Origin of the sequence: Paenibacillus sp. S-38 (genome assembly GCF_049942825.1) — a bacterium.
GTDB lineage: Bacteria > Bacillota > Bacilli > Paenibacillales > NBRC-103111 > Paenibacillus_G.
In genome coordinates this window covers 5,979,429-5,995,810 of the sequence record NZ_CP187970.1, presented here as the reverse complement: position 1 = coordinate 5,995,810, position 16,382 = coordinate 5,979,429, and the positions used below count along the sequence as shown (strand labels likewise).

13 protein-coding genes and 1 other annotated feature are annotated in these 16,382 nt (G+C 59.8%); of the genes, 12 read left to right on the top strand and 1 reads right to left on the bottom strand.

Annotated features, from left to right (window positions below):
- The first annotated feature begins 38 nt into the window (after positions 1-38).
- The 7 genes from yhbY to leuS all read left to right on the top strand — a co-directional run bounded on the left by yhbY (position 39) and on the right by leuS (position 7,026).
- Positions 39-332, top strand: coding sequence for a ribosome assembly RNA-binding protein YhbY (gene yhbY, locus ACP26L_RS26525; RefSeq protein ID WP_426447879.1), 294 nt, complete (start codon positions 39-41; stop codon positions 330-332).
- 42 nt (positions 333-374) lie between these two features.
- Entirely contained in the window at positions 375-962 is a 588-nt protein-coding gene (locus ACP26L_RS26520) for a nicotinate-nucleotide adenylyltransferase (RefSeq protein ID WP_014371688.1), read from the top strand.
- Entirely contained in the window at positions 952-1,533 is a 582-nt protein-coding gene (gene yqeK, locus ACP26L_RS26515; protein ID WP_426447877.1) for a bis(5'-nucleosyl)-tetraphosphatase (symmetrical) YqeK, read from the top strand. The genes ACP26L_RS26520 and yqeK overlap by 11 nt, the downstream gene beginning before the upstream one ends.
- Positions 1,534-1,683: 150 nt before the next feature.
- Positions 1,684-2,028: a ribosome silencing factor gene (gene rsfS, locus ACP26L_RS26510; protein WP_426447875.1), complete on the top strand. Its 345-nt coding sequence runs from the start codon at positions 1,684-1,686 to the stop codon at positions 2,026-2,028.
- Positions 2,025-2,924 (top strand): CvfB family protein, encoded by a 900-nt coding sequence (locus ACP26L_RS26505; protein ID WP_426447873.1) that lies wholly within the window; start codon positions 2,025-2,027, stop codon positions 2,922-2,924. Before rsfS ends, ACP26L_RS26505 begins: the two co-directional genes overlap by 4 nt.
- An 81-nt stretch (positions 2,925-3,005) precedes the next feature.
- Positions 3,006-3,794, top strand: coding sequence for a class I SAM-dependent DNA methyltransferase (locus ACP26L_RS26500; protein WP_426447871.1), 789 nt, complete (start codon positions 3,006-3,008; stop codon positions 3,792-3,794).
- 350 nt (positions 3,795-4,144) lie between these two features.
- Positions 4,145-4,388, top strand: a binding site (T-box leader).
- A 187-nt stretch (positions 4,389-4,575) separates the two neighbouring features.
- Entirely contained in the window at positions 4,576-7,026 is a 2,451-nt protein-coding gene (gene leuS / locus ACP26L_RS26495; RefSeq protein ID WP_426447869.1) for a leucine--tRNA ligase, read from the top strand.
- A 778-nt stretch (positions 7,027-7,804) separates the two neighbouring features.
- On the opposite strand, the gene comER is transcribed toward leuS, so the two are convergent.
- Positions 7,805-8,638 (bottom strand): late competence protein ComER, encoded by an 834-nt coding sequence (gene comER / locus ACP26L_RS26490; protein ID WP_426447867.1) that lies wholly within the window; start codon positions 8,636-8,638, stop codon positions 7,805-7,807.
- Positions 8,639-8,738: 100 nt separating this feature from the next.
- Here comER and ACP26L_RS26485 point away from each other — a divergent pair, with 100 nt between their 5' ends.
- The 5 genes from ACP26L_RS26485 (at position 8,739) to nirD (ending at position 16,311) form a co-directional block, all read left to right on the top strand.
- Positions 8,739-9,434 carry a helix-hairpin-helix domain-containing protein gene (locus tag ACP26L_RS26485; protein ID WP_426447866.1) on the top strand — a complete coding sequence of 232 codons (696 nt, stop codon included), beginning with the start codon at positions 8,739-8,741 and terminating at the stop codon, positions 9,432-9,434.
- Positions 9,435-9,674: 240 nt separating this feature from the next.
- Positions 9,675-10,187 carry a deoxycytidylate deaminase gene (locus ACP26L_RS26480; protein WP_426455093.1) on the top strand — a complete coding sequence of 171 codons (513 nt, stop codon included), beginning with the start codon at positions 9,675-9,677 and terminating at the stop codon, positions 10,185-10,187.
- Positions 10,188-10,278: 91 nt separating this feature from the next.
- The gene (locus ACP26L_RS26475; protein WP_426447864.1) at positions 10,279-12,894 is read left to right on the top strand and encodes a DNA internalization-related competence protein ComEC/Rec2; all 2,616 of its coding nucleotides are present in this window, start codon (positions 10,279-10,281) and stop codon (positions 12,892-12,894) included.
- A 630-nt stretch (positions 12,895-13,524) separates the two neighbouring features.
- Positions 13,525-15,960: a nitrite reductase large subunit NirB gene (gene nirB, locus ACP26L_RS26470; RefSeq protein ID WP_426447863.1), complete on the top strand. Its 2,436-nt coding sequence runs from the start codon at positions 13,525-13,527 to the stop codon at positions 15,958-15,960.
- 15 nt (positions 15,961-15,975) lie between these two features.
- Entirely contained in the window at positions 15,976-16,311 is a 336-nt protein-coding gene (gene nirD / locus ACP26L_RS26465; RefSeq protein ID WP_426447861.1) for a nitrite reductase small subunit NirD, read from the top strand.
- Positions 16,312-16,382 lie beyond the last annotated feature (71 nt).

Sequence of the window (16,382 nt, the reverse complement as noted above, 5' to 3'; positions counted from 1 at the left end):
CAAACAAACTAGAGCACAAGATAAGGATGAAGAACAGCATGCTGACAGGCAAACAAAAACGATATTTAAGATCGCTGGCCCACCATCTCGACCCGATTTTCCAAGTGGGGAAGGGCGGCGTGAATGACCATATTATCCGCCATATCAACGATGCGATCGAGACGCGGGAGCTTATCAAGGTGACCATCCTCAACAACTGTATGGAGGACCGGGGCGACGTGGCGCAGCAGCTTGCTGACGGAGCTAAAGCGGAGCTCGTCCAGGTCATCGGCAAGATCGTGGTGCTCTACAAGGAGTCCCGCGAGCACAAAACGATCGAGCTCCCGGTGTAAGCCGGAGTCCAGGGGCAGCTCCCGGGAGAGGAGAGACCAGGAATGAAAGTCGGCTTGATGGGCGGCACGTTCGATCCGATCCATCTCGGACATCTCCTTGCCGCGGACAGTGTGTGCGAGGCGCTGGAGCTCGACGAGGTGTGGTTCATGCCGACGAACGTCCCGCCCCACAAGGAGCATAAGCCGGGGGCTTCGGCCGCCGAGCGGCTGGAGATGGTGCGCCTCGCGGTGGAGGGTCATCCGCGGTTCCGTGCATCGGATGTGGAGCTGCGCAGGGGCGGCGTGTCCTACAGCATCGAGACCGTAACCAGGCTCCGGAAGGAGCACCCGGACAAGCAGTTTTATTACATTATCGGTGCGGATATGGTCCAGTATCTGCCGAAGTGGTACCGCATCGAGGAGCTTGTCCGGCTGGTGACGTTCGTGGGGCTCGAGCGGCCGGGCTATTCGACTGAATACGAGACCCTTCCCGGACCGATCCGGGAGGCGGTGAGGCTCGTGCGCATGCCGCAGGTGGAGCTGTCCTCCACGGAGATCCGGCAGCGCCGGGCCGAAGGCCGTTCGGCGCGTTACCGCGTACCGGACCGGGTAAATGATTATATCGAGGTGAACTCGCTGTATGAAACGTGAGGAGATCATGGAGTCCGTCCGCTCGCAGATGCCCGAGAAGCGCTGGACCCATACGCTGGGCGTGATGGAGACGGCGGTCCGGCTCGCGGAGCGCTACGGAGCGGATCCGGTGAAAGCGGACCTCGCCGCTATTCTTCACGACGTGTGCAAGTATTGGCGGGTGGACGAGCAGGCGCGGATCATCCGGGAGAACGGGCTTCCGCAGGATCTGCTGGCGTACGACAAGGAGTTGTGGCATGCCCATGCCGGTGCTTGGGTCGCCCGGACGCAATACGGTGTGGAGGACGAGGAGATTCTCGATGCTATCCGCTACCATACGTCCGGCCGGGAGAAGATGACGCTGCTCGACAAAGTCGTCTGCCTGGCGGATTATATGGAGCCTGGCCGGGATTTCCCGGGCGTGCATAATATTCGGGAAAACGCCGAACATAGTTTAGAGAAGGCGCTGCTTGCGGGCTTCGACGGAACGATCCGCTTCCTGCTGGACAAGCGTAAACGGGTGTATCCGCTGACCCTGGCGGCCCGCAATGGCCTTATTGTTGATTTGGAAGCTGAGGAAGCACAAGGATAGAAGAAAGTATCATGGCCGCCGGAATCAACGGCTGGACCATTGCAATTAGCTTGACAATGGGGCTGATGAAGATCAGCCTATCCATTGCAATTAGCTTGACAATGACCGCCGAAATTAACGGCTGGTTCATTGCAATTAGGAGGATACTACATGATACAACCGGAAGAGCTGCTGGAGCTCGTGGTCGATGCGGCCGAAGACAAAAAAGCGATGAACCTCGTCGCCCTGAACCTGAAGGGCATCTCGCTCATTGCGGACTACTTTATGATCTGTCACGGGAACTCGGAGACGCAGGTGCAGGCGATCGCTACCGAGATCCGCAAGCGCGCCGAGGAGAAGGGCGCACGCGTGCGGGGTCTCGAAGGCATGGATACGGCACGCTGGGTGCTCGTGGACCTGGGGGATGTCGTGGTACACGTGTTTCACCGCGATGACCGGGAATATTACAACATCGAGCGTCTGTGGTCGGATGCGAAGGTTGTTGAACGCGTATGAGGCTCGAAGCTGGCACGAACCAGCGTCTTGAAGTAGCCCGTGAGGTTTCTCCCCACGGGTTCTTCTTGACAGACGGAACGCAGGATATTCTGCTCCACTACAGTGAGGTGGTCGGCGAAGTGAAGCCGGGCACCCAGGTGGACGTCTTCCTGTTCTACGATACGCAGGACCGGCTGGCCGCCACGATGCGGGAGCCGCTGATCAAGCTGAACGAAGTCGCGCTGCTCGAAGTCGCTGATTTTCACCCCCGATTCGGGTGCTTCCTTGAGATGGGCCTCGGCCGGCAGCTGCTCCTTCCGTTCCGGGAGCTTCCCGAGATGGAAGAGCTCAGGCCGCAGGTCGGCGACAAGGTGTTCGTCACGATGACCCATGACCGGCAGGGGCGCCTAGTGGCTAAGGTCGCCGGGGAAGACCGGCTGAAGGAGCTGTGCTTCGATGCCCCTCAGTCCTGGCGCAACCAGACGGTTGAAGCCCGCGTGTACAAGCCGCTGCAGATGGGAACCTTCGTTGTGTGTGATGGAGGCGTCGTCGGCTTCGGTGTGATCGGCTTCATCCATACGTCCGAGCGCACCCGGCTGCTTCGGCTTGGGGAGAAGGTCAGCGTGCGGATCACGTTTGTCCGCGAAGACGGCAACGTGAACTGTTCGATGCGCGAGCGTAAGGAAAGGGGGCTCGGCGAGGACGCGGACAAGCTGCTGGAGTTCCTGAAGGAACGCCGCAACGGAGCGATGCCGTTCTCGGACGAGACCCCGGCGGATCTGATTTCCCAGCGCTTCGGGATGAGCAAGTCAGCTTTCAAGCGGGCCCTCGGCAAGCTGATGAAGGATGGGCTTGTTTACCAGGAAGGCAGCTGGACCTACCTGAAACAAAACGAAGAACAGCCGGTTTCCGAGTGAGCCTTGCGCTCCGGAGCCGGTTTTCTCTTTTATACGCAAGCACCGCGCCCTGCGCGAATCCGGAATCGGGGGATGAGAGATATGGCTTATGAGCGTTTTTCTTATGTGTACGACCGCCTGATGGAGGACATGCCGTATGACGAGTGGCTGAGGTTCGCCAAAGGGTGCTGGGATAAATTTGGCCACCCCCGCACGGTGGTGGATCTCGGCTGCGGCACCGGCAGTATTGCGGTTCCCTTAGCCCAGGAAGGCTACGAGGTGATCGGCATCGACCTCTCGGAGGACATGCTGGCTGTGGCGCAGAGCAAGGCGGATGAAGCGCGGCTTCACCGCCCGCTGCCGCCTGGAGGAAGTGTCACCTTCCTCCAGCAGGACCTAAGAGACTGGGAGCTGGGCCGTCAGGCCGACAGCGTCGTGTCCTTCTGTGACTGCTTCAACTATCTGCTCGAGGAAGAGGACATCACGAAGGCAATCCGCCAGGCCTATGCCGGACTGAAGCCGGGCGGCGTCTTTATTTTCGACGTGCATACGGCGGAGCAGCTGCTGGATTATGCGGCGAGCCAGCCGTTCTTCCTCAACGAGGATGATATTGCCTATATCTGGACCTGCGGGTATGACGAGAGCCGGAGCGAGATCGAGCATGCGCTGACGATCTTCGTGCAGGAGGAGGAGCATCACAGGGGGGATGACACGCCTTCGGAGTGGTTCAACCGCGTGGAAGAAATGCACACGCAGCGCGCTTACCCCCTTCCTTGGCTGGAGACTCAGCTGAGGGAAGCCGGCTTCCGCGAGGTGGTCTGCTACGGGGATTTCCTGTTCAAGCAGGCCACGGAGGATACGCGGCGCGCGTTTTTTGCGGCAGTGAAATAGGATTTATGGCGAGAAATGAATCAGCAGCTGGACGATACATAAGATGATTCCCCACAGCGGCAGCGCCAGGGCTGCGCCGTTCAGCAAGCCTCGCATGGGGAGGCCCCCTTTCTTCCTGGAACCGAATACGGTCCTTTTGGTACCCAGTATGGACAAGTTGAAAGAAGGGTATCCCCGGAGCCGGGCGGTTCTATGTACCGCTGCTTAGGGAGGGAGCCCGTTTGAGGCATCTGAGGGGTCTGGATCGGCTTGTCCCGTGTCCATTCGGGAGAGCTGCTTGACATGAGGGAACCGAAGCTTTTATAATGAATGCTAATTGGATGGAATGTACATATTTTGTTTACAAATATGGCAAGGCTGTGAAGAGAAACAGTAGCTGAAGACCGTTACTTCAGAGAGCCGGTGGAAGGTGCGAACCGGCGGCGGCAGCGGCGAACTCATCTTGGAGCCAGAAGGTGAAGCAGTGATTGGGATCATTCCCGGTCCTTCTAACCGGATCGTTTCCCCGCGTTAAGGGGCTTGAGTGGATCAGGGCAAAGCATGCCCGGATCAACTAGGGTGGTACCACGGGAATTCAAGCCTCTCGTCCCTAGCGTTGCGCTAGCGATGAGATGGCTTTTTTTGTTGCTTTTGGGGTATATAGCAAAATTTGGACCTTGCAAAAGAGGCGTGGAAGGTGCCTCGGCAGCAGCCGTCCGGGCGTACGCACAGCCGGAACCATCACACAGAGGCGAATGCCGGCGGTGCCGATGCAGGAGTTGAAGGAGGAGCAGAGTTCATCATGACACAGGAAACCAGAGAAAATCAGGGGTACAACCCGTTAGCCATCGAACCGAAGTGGCAGAAGTATTGGGATGAGAAGAAAACGTTCAAGGTGCTGGACGACGAGAGCAAGCCGAAGTTCTATGCGCTCGACATGTTCCCGTATCCTTCGGGAGCAGGGCTGCACGTTGGCCATCCGGAAGGCTATACGGCGACGGATATCGTCTCGCGCTATAAGAGAATGCGCGGCTACAATGTGCTTCACCCGATGGGCTGGGATGCGTTCGGCCTGCCGGCTGAGCAGCATGCGCTCGATACCGGACAGCACCCGCGCGAGATCACGGTGAAGAACATCAACAACTTCCGCCGCCAGATCAAGTCGCTCGGCTTCTCCTACGATTGGGACCGTGAAGTCTCGACGACCGATCCGGATTATTACAAGTGGACGCAGTGGATCTTTATCCAGCTCTACAACAAAGGCCTTGCTTACGTAGACGAAGTGCCGGTGAACTGGTGCCCGGCCCTGGGTACGGTTCTGGCGAACGAAGAAGTCATCGACGGCCTCAGCGAGCGCGGCGGCCATCCGGTCATCCGCAAGCCGATGCGCCAGTGGGTGCTTCGCATCACCGAGTATGCCGAGCGCCTGCTTGAGGATCTCGAAGAGCTCGACTGGTCGGAGAGCATCAAGGACATGCAGCGCCACTGGATCGGCAAGTCCAAGGGGGCGGAAGTGACGTTCGCCATCGACGGTCATGACGGCGAGGGGCTCAAGGTCTTCACGACGCGCCCGGACACGCTGTTCGGCGCCACCTACTGTGTGCTGGCTCCGGAGCATGAGCTGGTGGAACGCATTACGACGGGCGAGCAGTCCGCTGCCGTCAAGGAATATCAGGAACGTGCGGCGCGCAAGAGCGACCTGGAGCGTACGGACCTTGCGAAGGAGAAGACGGGCGTCTTCACGGGTGCTTATGCGGTGAATCCGGTCAGCGGCGCGAGACTGCCGATCTGGATCGCGGACTATGTCCTCGCCGGCTACGGCACCGGCGCCATCATGGCGGTACCGGGCCACGACCAGCGCGACTGGGAGTTTGCGAAGCAGTATGACCTGCCGATCCTCGAGGTGGTCAGCGGCGGGGATGTCGAGAAGGAAGCTTACGCGGGCGACGGCCCTCACGTGAACTCCGACTTCCTCGACGGCCTGAACAACGAGCAGGGCATTGCGAAGATGATCGAGTGGCTCGAGCAGAACGGCAAAGGTCAAGGCAAAGTGACCTACCGTCTGCGCGATTGGCTGTTCTCCCGCCAGCGCTACTGGGGCGAGCCGATCCCGATCCTGCACCTCGAAGACGGCACGATGAAGACCGTGCCGGAAGACCAGTTGCCGCTCCTGCTGCCGGAAGTCGACGAGATCAAGCCGTCCGGCACCGGAGAGTCTCCGCTGGCTGTCGTAACCGATTGGGTGAACACGGTGGATCCGGAGACGGGCAAGCCTGCACGCCGCGAGACGAACACGATGCCGCAGTGGGCCGGCTCCTGCTGGTATTACCTGCGCTTCATCGATCCGAAGAACAACGACGCGCTCTGCTCGAAGGAGCTGCAGCGCAAGTGGCTGCCGGTCGACCTCTACATCGGCGGTGCGGAGCATGCGGTGCTTCACCTGCTCTATGCCCGCTTTTGGCATAAGGTGCTCTACGACCTCGGTGTGGTGGAGACGAAGGAACCGTTCTACAAGCTCGTCAACCAGGGCATGATCCTCGGCGAGAATATGGAGAAGATGAGCAAATCGCGGGGCAACGTCATCAACCCGGACGAGATTGTGAACGAGTACGGTGCGGATACGCTGCGCCTGTACGAGATGTTCATGGGCCCGCTCGAGGCGACGAAGCCTTGGAACACGAACGGCGTGGACGGGGCGTACCGCTTCCTGAGCCGCGTATGGCGCCTCTTCATCAGCGAAGACGGCAGCCTCAGCGCGAAGATCACGGACAGCGCCGATGCCGGCACCGACGCGTTCAAGCGCATCTGGCACCGTACGATCAAGAAGGTGACGGAGGATCTCGAGGCGCTGCGCTTCAATACGGCGATCTCGCAGCTCATGATCTTCGTCAACGAAGCGTACAAAACCGAGACGCTGCCGAAGGCCGCCATGGAGCAGTTCGCGCAGATGCTCTCGCCGATCGCGCCTCACCTGGCTGAAGAGCTGTGGGAGAAGCTCGGCGGCAGCGGTACGATCACCTACGCGTCCTGGCCGGTGTATGACGAAGCCTGGACGGTCGACAACGAAGTGGAGATCGTGGTCCAGGTGAACGGCAAAATCGCCGAGCGTGCGACCATCGCTGCGGACGCTGACGAAGCGGCCATGCAGGAATTCGCGCTGGGTCTCGACAAGGTGAAGGAAGCCACTGCGGGCAAAACCGTCCGCAAGATCATTGCGGTCAAGGGCAAGCTGGTGAACATCGTAGTCGGCTAACGCGGAAGCCATTCCCCTCGGTGGGAACCCATCCCCCTCTTTCCCCCTTACCCGTAAGGGGGAGGACCGGGGCTCTCGCCCCCTGGACCCCCAAAAGGGCCGGTGGAGGGGCGGGGCCGGCGTTGACGGGGCATGGGGCGGAGGAACGCTTTCGTCCTCCCTTGCAAGGCTGCCTATCCGGCAGCTTTGCAGGGAGGACACGCTCTCATGCGGCGCTCTTCCGGTACGTGGTGCCCTGCTGGAGCAGACCCGTGGGGCGGGCGCTAGGTGAGGGAGGGCGTGCGTATTGCCGCCTCAAGACTGCGTCTTGAAGCTTCTGTTCGCAACCGGAACGGGCTTCGCAGCCGAACGGAAGAGCAGGCTCCCTCGACTGAGCGCTTCGCGGCTCAGCGAGGGAGGAGGGCCTGGCCCCAAGCGCTCTGCGCGCTGTCGGCCTGAGAAGAGCAGGCTCCCTCGACTGAGCGCGAAGCGCTGGCTCAGCGAGGGAGTAACCTACTACAAAACAAATAACCGCTGTCCGGACGGACACAGCGGTTGAGGGAAAGAAGTTGGATCAAGCGAGCCGTTAGGTGCAGTATCCCTTGGAGGAGCCGCTCTGCGGCGCCCGCCTTTGAAATTCGTGATGATTCCTCTGAAAATTTCAATGAGTTCATCACGGGTTTCAACAGCGGCCGGAGAGGGATACTGCACCGCCAGGTCCTCGCTACCAGATCATACTTTTCTCTCAACCCCTGTCCTCTGGACAGCGGTTCATACCGGAAAACGTGAAAGCATCGCGTCAATCGACCCGGGTCCCGAAAAAGCGGGCTTCCACCTTTTCCAAGTCTTCTTCGTATTTGGAATGAGTTGTGCGGATCAGGTCGTAAAAGACCCCGCACAGCTCTTTTTCCATTAGGCGGAGTCCTTCGGCGGTGATGCCGCCGGGAACGGCCACGCGCTTCTGCAGCTGGGCGGGTGAGAAGCCTCCGGTGGTGAGCAGCTTGCCGGTGCCGAGCGTCATTTCGCTTGCGAGCTGGGTCGCTTCCTCTTCCGAGATGCCCGTGGTATCGACGGCCGCCTCCACGAACTTCTGGACGAAGTAAGCGAGGAAAGCGGGGCCGCAGGAGGACAGGTCCGAGGAGATGCGCGTATACTGCTCGGAGACGCGGATCGGCGCGGAGACATGCGAGAACAGGTTCTCGAGCAGATCCTTATCCTCGGGAGTCAGCCGGTCGCCGTAGATGCAGAGGGTGGCGCCGCTGAGCACATAGTTGGTGATGCTGGGAATGACCTTGGCAATTTTGCTGGGAAGGATTTCTTCGAGATGACGGATCAGGACCGGGCTGGTGATCGAAATGACGATCTGGCTCGCAAGCGTATGGTCCTGAATCTCATCGAGGACGGCCTTGTATTCCGAGGGTTTCACACAGAGGAACAGGAGATCGGTTCCCAGGGCCACTTCCTTATTGGATCTTGCCACCTGCATGCCGGGATACTTCTCGGCCAGCAGCTCGGCTTTGGCAAGGGTACGGTTCGTTGCCACGATATGCTCCGGGTTCAAAGCGCCCGACCGGATGAATGCTTCGATCAGTATGCTCCCCATGCTGCCTGTTCCAATGAATCCTACCCGCATGATCATCCCCCCCTGATTAGATTGCAGTCTTCTTCATGTATGTATATCGGGGGGCATCGGGGTTTATGACTGAAAAATTCCATTTTGGCAGGAGGTTCCCGTGTTACGCAAGTTGGATATGAAAATGACCCTGTTCGCCGTCATACTGGCGGCCTGCGGTCTGTTCCTGATGCTCGGAGTGGCGAAGCCCTGGAGCGGCGGGGAGGCGGCAGACGGCTTCGCCGCCGTCGATGACGAGATGCGGCTGCTGCTGAAGGCGTCGGCAGAGGAAAAGAACCCGGCACAGGCTGCCAAAGAAAGCGGGGGCGCTGCGGCTGGGCCGGAGTCGACGGCGGACAAGGGCTCTGCGGCTGCAGAGTCGAAAACTCAAGGATCCGCAGAGGCGGCGGCTCTCTCCTCGCAGCCCAAGGAGTCGGCGGGGGGAACAGCAAATGAGCCCAAGCCGCAGTCGGGCGGTCCGGTGCCGTCCGCCGGTGGACAGTCGACTGAGAGCGGGGCGCCGGCGGCCGCAGACGGTGGGCCAGTGCCTGCTGCAGGGGCTCCTTCAGGCGGCAACGGGCCTGTGTCTCAGAGCAGGGCGGAGTCCACGGAGGGGCCTGGCGCTTTGCTTCATCTCAATCAAGCTACGGCGGAACAGCTCGATGCGCTGCCGGGGATCGGGCCCAGCCGGGCGGCGGCCATCATAGAACTGCGCAAGAAGCGCGGAGGAGCCTTCCGCTCGCTGGACGAGCTGCTGGAAATCAAAGGAATCGGCGAGAAGTCGCTCCAGAAGCTGAAGCCGCTGCTGACTCTATAGGCGGCTTGGGGTATTTCCTGCCGGCAGGCAGCGGAGCTAACGGGCCTGCCTGGGTCCGTGGTGCCGGGAAACGCCGTGCGCACGGCCAGGAGGTCAGTACCCGGAGGGCAGCTGATTTCGGGAACGGCAGCAGCTTACGTCAAGTCCTGACGGGGCAGGGCCGACTCAAAAATCCTTTTGTTTTGCGGGAGAATGTGCGAAAATGAATGAAAAGCTGGGAAAGGCAGGCAGGTGGCATCGATGACCGGACGCAAGGATTGGGACACATATTTCATGGATATCGCCTATATGGCGTCGACCCGTTCACAGTGCGGCCGCAGGCATGTCGGCGCGGTGCTCGTACAGGGGAAGAAGCTGCTTGGAACAGCCTATAACGGAGCTCCGATGGGCGTGCCGGACTGCTCGGAAGCCGGCTGCATGCTGGTCGAGGAGTTTGAGCTGGTCAGCGACGATCACGGCGAGCAGGTGGTCAAGAAACAGCGGTGCATCCGCACCATTCATGCGGAGCAGAATTTGCTGCTCTTCACGGACCGGGAGGACCGCGAGGGTTCGGTCGTTTACGTGACGGACCAGCCCTGCTGGACATGCGCGAATATGCTCGCGAACAGCGGGATTGACGAGATTGTATACCACCGGCCTTATCCGAAGGATGAGGCGAAGGTCCGCAGCCTGATGGACAGCAGGGGGCTGCGGTTCCGCAAGCTGGAACACTACGAGCCGCCGGCTGGAACATTGTCGGAAGTTCACAATTAAAAACAAAGAGGAAGGAAGAACCTTCTCTGTGCACGGGATGTCGTGTACGGGGAGGGTTCTTTTGCTATGGGCATAAAGGGGGGGAGAGAACATGCTGCAGCGAAGACCGGTCGTCGGGCTGGCGCTCTGCTGGACGGCGGGGTATGCTCTGGCGCTGTCCTGGCCGCAGCCATGGCAGAATGCGCTGCTCGTGCTCGGTGCAGGGCTGCTGCTCTGTCTGCTTCGGCTGCTTCGGCCGCAGGCTTCGGCTTTACTAGCCGGTCTGTGCATAGCGGCGGCAGCGATGGGGTGGTACGGGGAGGTTGACCACCGGAACGCCACCCGCATCTTCCTTGCGGGAGCGGAAGAGCCCGCAGCGGCGCTGCAGGGCCGGATCGTTACACCGGTCACAGTGGATGGGGACCGGGTCAGCTTTCAGGCGGAGGCCGAAGTGCTGACGGTGCCTCAGCCGGGAAGGACCGAGAGGCAGGGGGAGGGCGAGCGTGTCCAGGTGTCCATACGGCTTGCCTCGCAGGAAGAGCAGGCAGCGGCCCAGAAGTGGGAGCGGGGAGATCGGATCGATCTGAAAGGAAAGCTGGCGGCTCCGTCCTCTGCAAGGAATTTTGGAGGCTTCGATTACAGGCGGTATCTCTATTACCAAAAGGTGCACTGGCAGCTGACGGCCAAGGGGCTGGGGGAAGTCCGGGTGAGTCCGCCGGAGCGCGGCGATTGGGGCGTCTGGCTCCCGCTGCGGTGGAATGACCAGGTGAGGAAGGCGCTGGGAGAGCAGGCGGGGCGTTTGTTTCCCCCGCAGCAAACGGGCTTCATGCAGGGGATGCTCGTCGGTCTGACCGATGCGATCGACCCCGAGTTATTCGACCGCTTCTCTCAGCTCGGCCTCACGCACATTATTGCGATCTCGGGCTTGAATGTGGCGATCTTCGTCGGCTGCCTCGTCTGGGTGCTGAAACGCTTCGGCCTGACGAGGGAGACTACACTGCTCACGGCGCTGTATCTCATGCCGCTCTATATCGCGGTAACGGGAGCCTCGCCGTCAGTGGTTCGGGCGGGGCTTATGGCGATGATCGCCCTGTATGCCGCTTACCGCCACCGGCTCAAAGACGGACTGCATATCGCGCTGCTTGCGGGCGTGGGAATGCTGGTGTGGAACCCATACTACCTGACGGACGTCTCCTTTCAGCTCTCTTATCTGGTGACCTTGGGGCTGATCCTCGGCGTGCCGGCAATGAATGCGGTATTGACTGACCGCCTCGGCAGGGTGAAGGACGTGGTTTCCATGGCGCTGGTGGCGCAGCTCATGTCTTTCCCGCTGACGGTATACTATTTCAACGGCTTCTCGCTGCTGTCGCTGCCGGCCAATTTCATATTGGTGCCGGTGTTCAGCGCGTTCGTGATGCCGGCGGGAACGGTGGCACTTCTGCTTGGATTTGTCAGTGCGGCGGGAGCGGGTTGGATCGCCTGGCTGGTGGCGCAGGTGAATGCGTTTTTGTTTGCTGCCGTGGAGTGGTGCTCAGGGTGGAGGGTGTTCCAGACGATCTGGCGCAGTCCATCCCTTCTCTGGATTGCCGGATACTATGCGCTGCTGCTTCTGATGATCGCTCTGATTCTGGAGCGCAGTAGGAGGCAGGCCGAAAAGGGACAGGAGCAGCCCATGCTCTTCACTTCGAGCGAGGAGCAAAGGCTGCTCCGCCGGCAGCGCCGGAGCGTGCGGATCGTGCTGCCGGCAGCGCTGCTGGCATGGGTGCTGCTGCTCCTGTATGCATTCCATCCGGAGCTGGGAGTGCGGGAAGGGCGGGTGCAGTTCCTCGATGTCGGCCAAGGGGACAGCATCCTGATCCAGGTGTTCCCCGAAGGGCGCACGGTCCTGGTGGATGGCGGAGGCACCATCAGCTTCGGCAAAGAGGGGGGAGGATGGCGTGCGCGCCTGGACCCCTATGAGGTGGGGCGAAAACTGCTCGTTCCCCTGCTCAAGAAGCGGGGCGTGCAGAGGATCGACGAGCTGATCGTGACGCACCAGGATGCCGACCATTATGGCGGGCTGCAGGCGGTCCTGGAGGACATCCCCGTCCGCCGCCTGCTCTTCAATGGAACCGTAAAGGGAGAAGCCGGGGCGGAGAAGCTGTTCCGCACCGCTCTGGAGCAGGGGACGCGGCTGTCAGCGGTACAGGAGGGGGACCGCTTGGAGCTCGCGGAAGATACGGTGCTGCACTTCCTGCATCCGGCGATGAGAGGCGGCGGCGCCGGGCTGGTAAGAGAGGAGGACCAGAATCCGAATTCGGTCGTCTTCCTGATGGAGATGCAGGGAACCCGGTGGCTGTTCACAGGGGATATCGGGGAGGAGACAGAGCGGATGCTGCTGGGCCGGTGGTCGGAGAGGAGTCCGGACGAAACCGGGGAATCGGAGCTGCGGCTGCCCGGCGGGCAGGAAGGGGCACGTCTTCGTCCGGCGCCGCTCGATGTGCTGAAGGTGTCGCATCACGGCAGCAAATCCTCTACGTCGGAGGCGTGGCTGGCCGCTTGGCGCCCGAAGCTTGCGGTGATCTCGGCCGGGGTCAACAATGTCTACGGGCACCCAAGTCCCGCAGTACTGGACCGGCTGGCCGGACAGGGCACGGCTGTTCACCGGACCGACCGGGAGGGGGAGATCCAGATGGCCGTCCGCAGCGGACGAATCTACATGCGGACCCGCTTCCCGGAGGGAGAATAGGCGGGGGCCTATCGGCTGGCGCCGGCGCATCCGGGGGATTTCCCTCCGGGAAGCCTCGGTTAGGGGGAAGCGGACCTGATCCAGCGGCAGGCTTCTTCGAAATGAGGAGCGGGGTCGTGATTCCCCGAAAGCGGATCGATCAAACGGCAAAAAACATGACATGAGAGGGCCTTTGCAGGAGGTTTTGACTTCCCGCAGAGGTTTTTTTATAAAATAGGCGAAAAACAGCAAAAAACGAATGAGTTTTTTAGATGTCAGCTTCATTTTTCGGATATCGGTTTTTCTATAATGCGGAAGATAAGGTGACATAAAAATTGCTGATAAATGCGTGCTCTCTTCATGGGCAAAAATGGATGATCTCCTGAAGTCTATGAGTATTTAGTTTTAAATCCGAATAATTATAACTATTTATTCATATAATGTTCGTTTATAAAAGAAAGTAAAAAGTCAAAATAGAAATTAACTCCAAAAAAGGACTTGAAATATACGGCAAATTTCGGTACTCTAAGAATCAAGTTGAATGTGATGTTACCTAACACGTATTAGGTCGGGGTCAAAGATATAGCTGTTGGAATGGTATTGTCTAATGTGATGTTATATTAATTAACGCTAGGGAGTGTGGATTAAGGCATGAAGAAGAAATTAGTACTCATCGGCAACGGGATGGCAGGCGTATGGGCTGTAGAGCAGCTGCTGAAGCTGGCACCTAACCAGTATGAGGTGACGGTATTCGGCAGCGAGCCTCACCCGAACTACAACCGGATCCTGCTGAGCTCGGTGCTCGCAGGCGATGCCAAGATTGATGACATCGTCATTAACGACTGGAACTGGTACAAAGAAAACGGAATTACGCTGCACGCCGGCCATACGGTAACCAAGATCGATACGGAGCGCAAGTCGGTATCGACGGCAACCGGCATTACCGCGGAGTACGATGACTTGATCCTCGCGACAGGCTCGCTTCCGTTCATGCTCCCGCTCCCTGGCGCGGACAAGGAAGGCGTCATCGCTTTCCGGGACATCAACGACTGCAACACGATGATCGAAACGGCAAAAAATTATAAGAAGGCGATCGTGATCGGCGGCGGTCTGCTCGGTCTGGAAGCGGCCCGCGGTCTGCTTAACCTGAATATGGACGTATCGGTTGTCCACATTTTCAAGGACCTGATGGAGCGTCAGCTCGACCAAACCGCTTCCCAGATGCTGCGCAAGGAGCTCGAGAAGCAGGGCATGAACTTCCTGCTCGAAAAGAACACGGATTCGATCCTCGGCAAGAAACGTGTCACCGGCGTCAAGTTCAAAGACGGTTCGGTCGTCGAGGCCGATCTGGTGGTCATGGCGGTAGGGATCAAACCGAATGTCCAGCTTGCCAAGGACAGCGGCCTTGAAGTGAACCGCGGCATCGTGGTGAACGACTACCTGGAGACGAGCATCCCGAATGTATACTCAGTGGGCGAATGTGCCGAACACCGCGGCATCGCTTACGGTCTGGTGGCGCCGCTGTACGAGCAGGGCAACGAGCTGGCGAAGCGTCTGGCGGGTGTGCCTTCCGCAGGATACCAGGGTTCCGTGGTATCGACGAAGCTCAAAGTATCGGGCGTCGACGTCTTCTCCGCCGGACAGTTCACGGATGCGGATGACACGGCTTCGGTGCGGGTGCAGGATGACTTCGAGGGCGTCTACAAGAAAGTGGTCATCAAAGACGGCAAAGTGATCGGTGCAGTGCTCTTCGGTGACACAAGCGACGGTTCCCGCCTCTTCAAGATGATCCGCGAAGGCGAAGACGTAACAGGCAAGGAAAAGCAGATCCTCCTCGGCGAAGGCTCGGGCGGCGGCGCAAAATCCGGACTCGATTATGTTGCTTCCATGGCGGACAGCGAGATCGTGTGCGGCTGTAACGGGGTATCGAAGGGTACCATCCTGAACGCGATCAGCGAGAATGGCTGCACGAGCGTCAACGAAATCAAGGCGTGCACAAAAGCATCCGGTTCCTGTGGCGGCTGTAAGCCTCTGGTAGCCGACCTGCTGACGCTGGCGCTCGGCGCGGACGGCGTGCAGACGGTGAAGGAAGGGATCTGCGGCTGTACGGAGCACTCCCGTGACGAAGTCGTGGAAGCGATCCGCAGCATGCGTCTTACCTCCTCCAAGGAAGTCATGAACGTGCTCGAGTGGAAGACGGAGGAAGGCTGCTCGAAGTGCCGTCCCGCGCTAAACTACTACCTCGGCATGGCCTGGCCGGAAGAGCACGAAGAAGAGCGCGAGTCCCGCTTCGTCAACGAGCGCAACCACGCGAACATCCAGAAGGATGGCACCTACTCCGTCGTTCCGCGGATCTACGGCGGTGTAACGTCTCCGGCCGAGCTGAAGCGCATTGCGGAAGTCGCCGAGAAGTTCGATGTGCCGATGGTGAAGTTCACGGGCGGCCAGCGTCTCGACCTGCTTGGCGTGAAGAAGGAAGACCTGCCGAAGATGTGGGCGGAGCTCGATATGCCGTCCGGCTATGCGTACGGCAAGGCGCTGCGTACCGTCAAGACCTGCGTAGGCTCGACATTCTGCCGCTTCGGCACCCAGGATTCGATCCAGATGGGGATCGACCTGGAGAAGCGCTTCGAGCGGCTGAATACGCCGGCGAAGGTGAAGCTTGCCGTATCGGGCTGCCCGCGTAACTGCGCGGAGTCGACCGTCAAGGACTTCGGCGTCATTGCGATCGACGGCGGCTGGGAGCTGTATGTGGGCGGCAACGGCGGCGTGAAGGTACGCGCCTCGGAGCTCCTCTGCAAGGTGAAGACGGAAGAGGAAGTACAGGAGTGGGCGGGCGCATTCCTTCAGTACTACCGGGAAGCGGCCAAGTGGAACGAGCGGACGAGCGAATGGGTCAGCCGCGTAGGCCTCGAGTCGATCAAGCAGGCGCTGGCGAGCGAGGAAGAGCGCAGAGCGCTCAACGAGCGGATCGACAAGACGCTCAGCCTGACCACCGACCCGTGGAAGGAAATCATCGAGAACGACAAGCTGCGTGCGACATTCGAAGAGCTTCAGGCCCCGGCGCTTGAGACGGTAGCGGACTAAGGGAGGACGACATAGATGAAAAGAGTAGTAGTGGGACACAGCTCCGAGGTAACCGAAAGAAGATCGCGGATCGTTCATGTGGACGGCGTGGAGATCGCCATCTTCAAATTGACGGGCGGCAAGCTGCGGGCGATCGAGAATCTTTGCCCGCATAAGAACGGCAAGCTCTCCGAGGGCATTGTCTGCGACCATCACGTATTCTGCCCGCTGCACGACTGGAAGATCAACCTGAATGACGGGCTGGTGCAGGAGCCGGATGAAGGCTGTGTACGGACGTACGGGGTTGAGGTGGAAGAGGCGACCGGTAACATCATCCTGCTGGTAGAGCAGGGCAGCTCCCTGGCTTCTTAACCCGGATGCCGCCCGGCAGGCGGCGTCCCCTATAGATCACAAGCAGATCCGCCCCGCCATGGAACACCGGC

Excerpts from the sequence above, each read along its gene's own strand:
- yhbY (WP_426447879.1), top strand. The coding sequence starts at position 39 with ATGCTGACAGGCAAACAAAAACGATATTTAAGATCGCTGGCCCACCAT.
- ACP26L_RS26520 (WP_014371688.1), top strand. The coding sequence starts at position 375 with ATGAAAGTCGGCTTGATGGGCGGCACGTTCGATCCGATCCATCTCGGA.
- yqeK (WP_426447877.1), top strand. The coding sequence starts at position 952 with ATGAAACGTGAGGAGATCATGGAGTCCGTCCGCTCGCAGATGCCCGAG.
- rsfS (WP_426447875.1), top strand. The coding sequence starts at position 1,684 with ATGATACAACCGGAAGAGCTGCTGGAGCTCGTGGTCGATGCGGCCGAA.
- ACP26L_RS26505 (WP_426447873.1), top strand. The coding sequence starts at position 2,025 with ATGAGGCTCGAAGCTGGCACGAACCAGCGTCTTGAAGTAGCCCGTGAG.
- ACP26L_RS26500 (WP_426447871.1), top strand. The coding sequence starts at position 3,006 with ATGGCTTATGAGCGTTTTTCTTATGTGTACGACCGCCTGATGGAGGAC.
- leuS (WP_426447869.1), top strand. The coding sequence starts at position 4,576 with ATGACACAGGAAACCAGAGAAAATCAGGGGTACAACCCGTTAGCCATC.
- comER (WP_426447867.1), bottom strand. The coding sequence starts at position 8,638 with ATGCGGGTAGGATTCATTGGAACAGGCAGCATGGGGAGCATACTGATC.
- ACP26L_RS26480 (WP_426455093.1), top strand. The coding sequence starts at position 9,675 with ATGACCGGACGCAAGGATTGGGACACATATTTCATGGATATCGCCTAT.
- ACP26L_RS26475 (WP_426447864.1), top strand. The coding sequence starts at position 10,279 with ATGCTGCAGCGAAGACCGGTCGTCGGGCTGGCGCTCTGCTGGACGGCG.
- nirB (WP_426447863.1), top strand. The coding sequence starts at position 13,525 with ATGAAGAAGAAATTAGTACTCATCGGCAACGGGATGGCAGGCGTATGG.
- nirD (WP_426447861.1), top strand. The coding sequence starts at position 15,976 with ATGAAAAGAGTAGTAGTGGGACACAGCTCCGAGGTAACCGAAAGAAGA.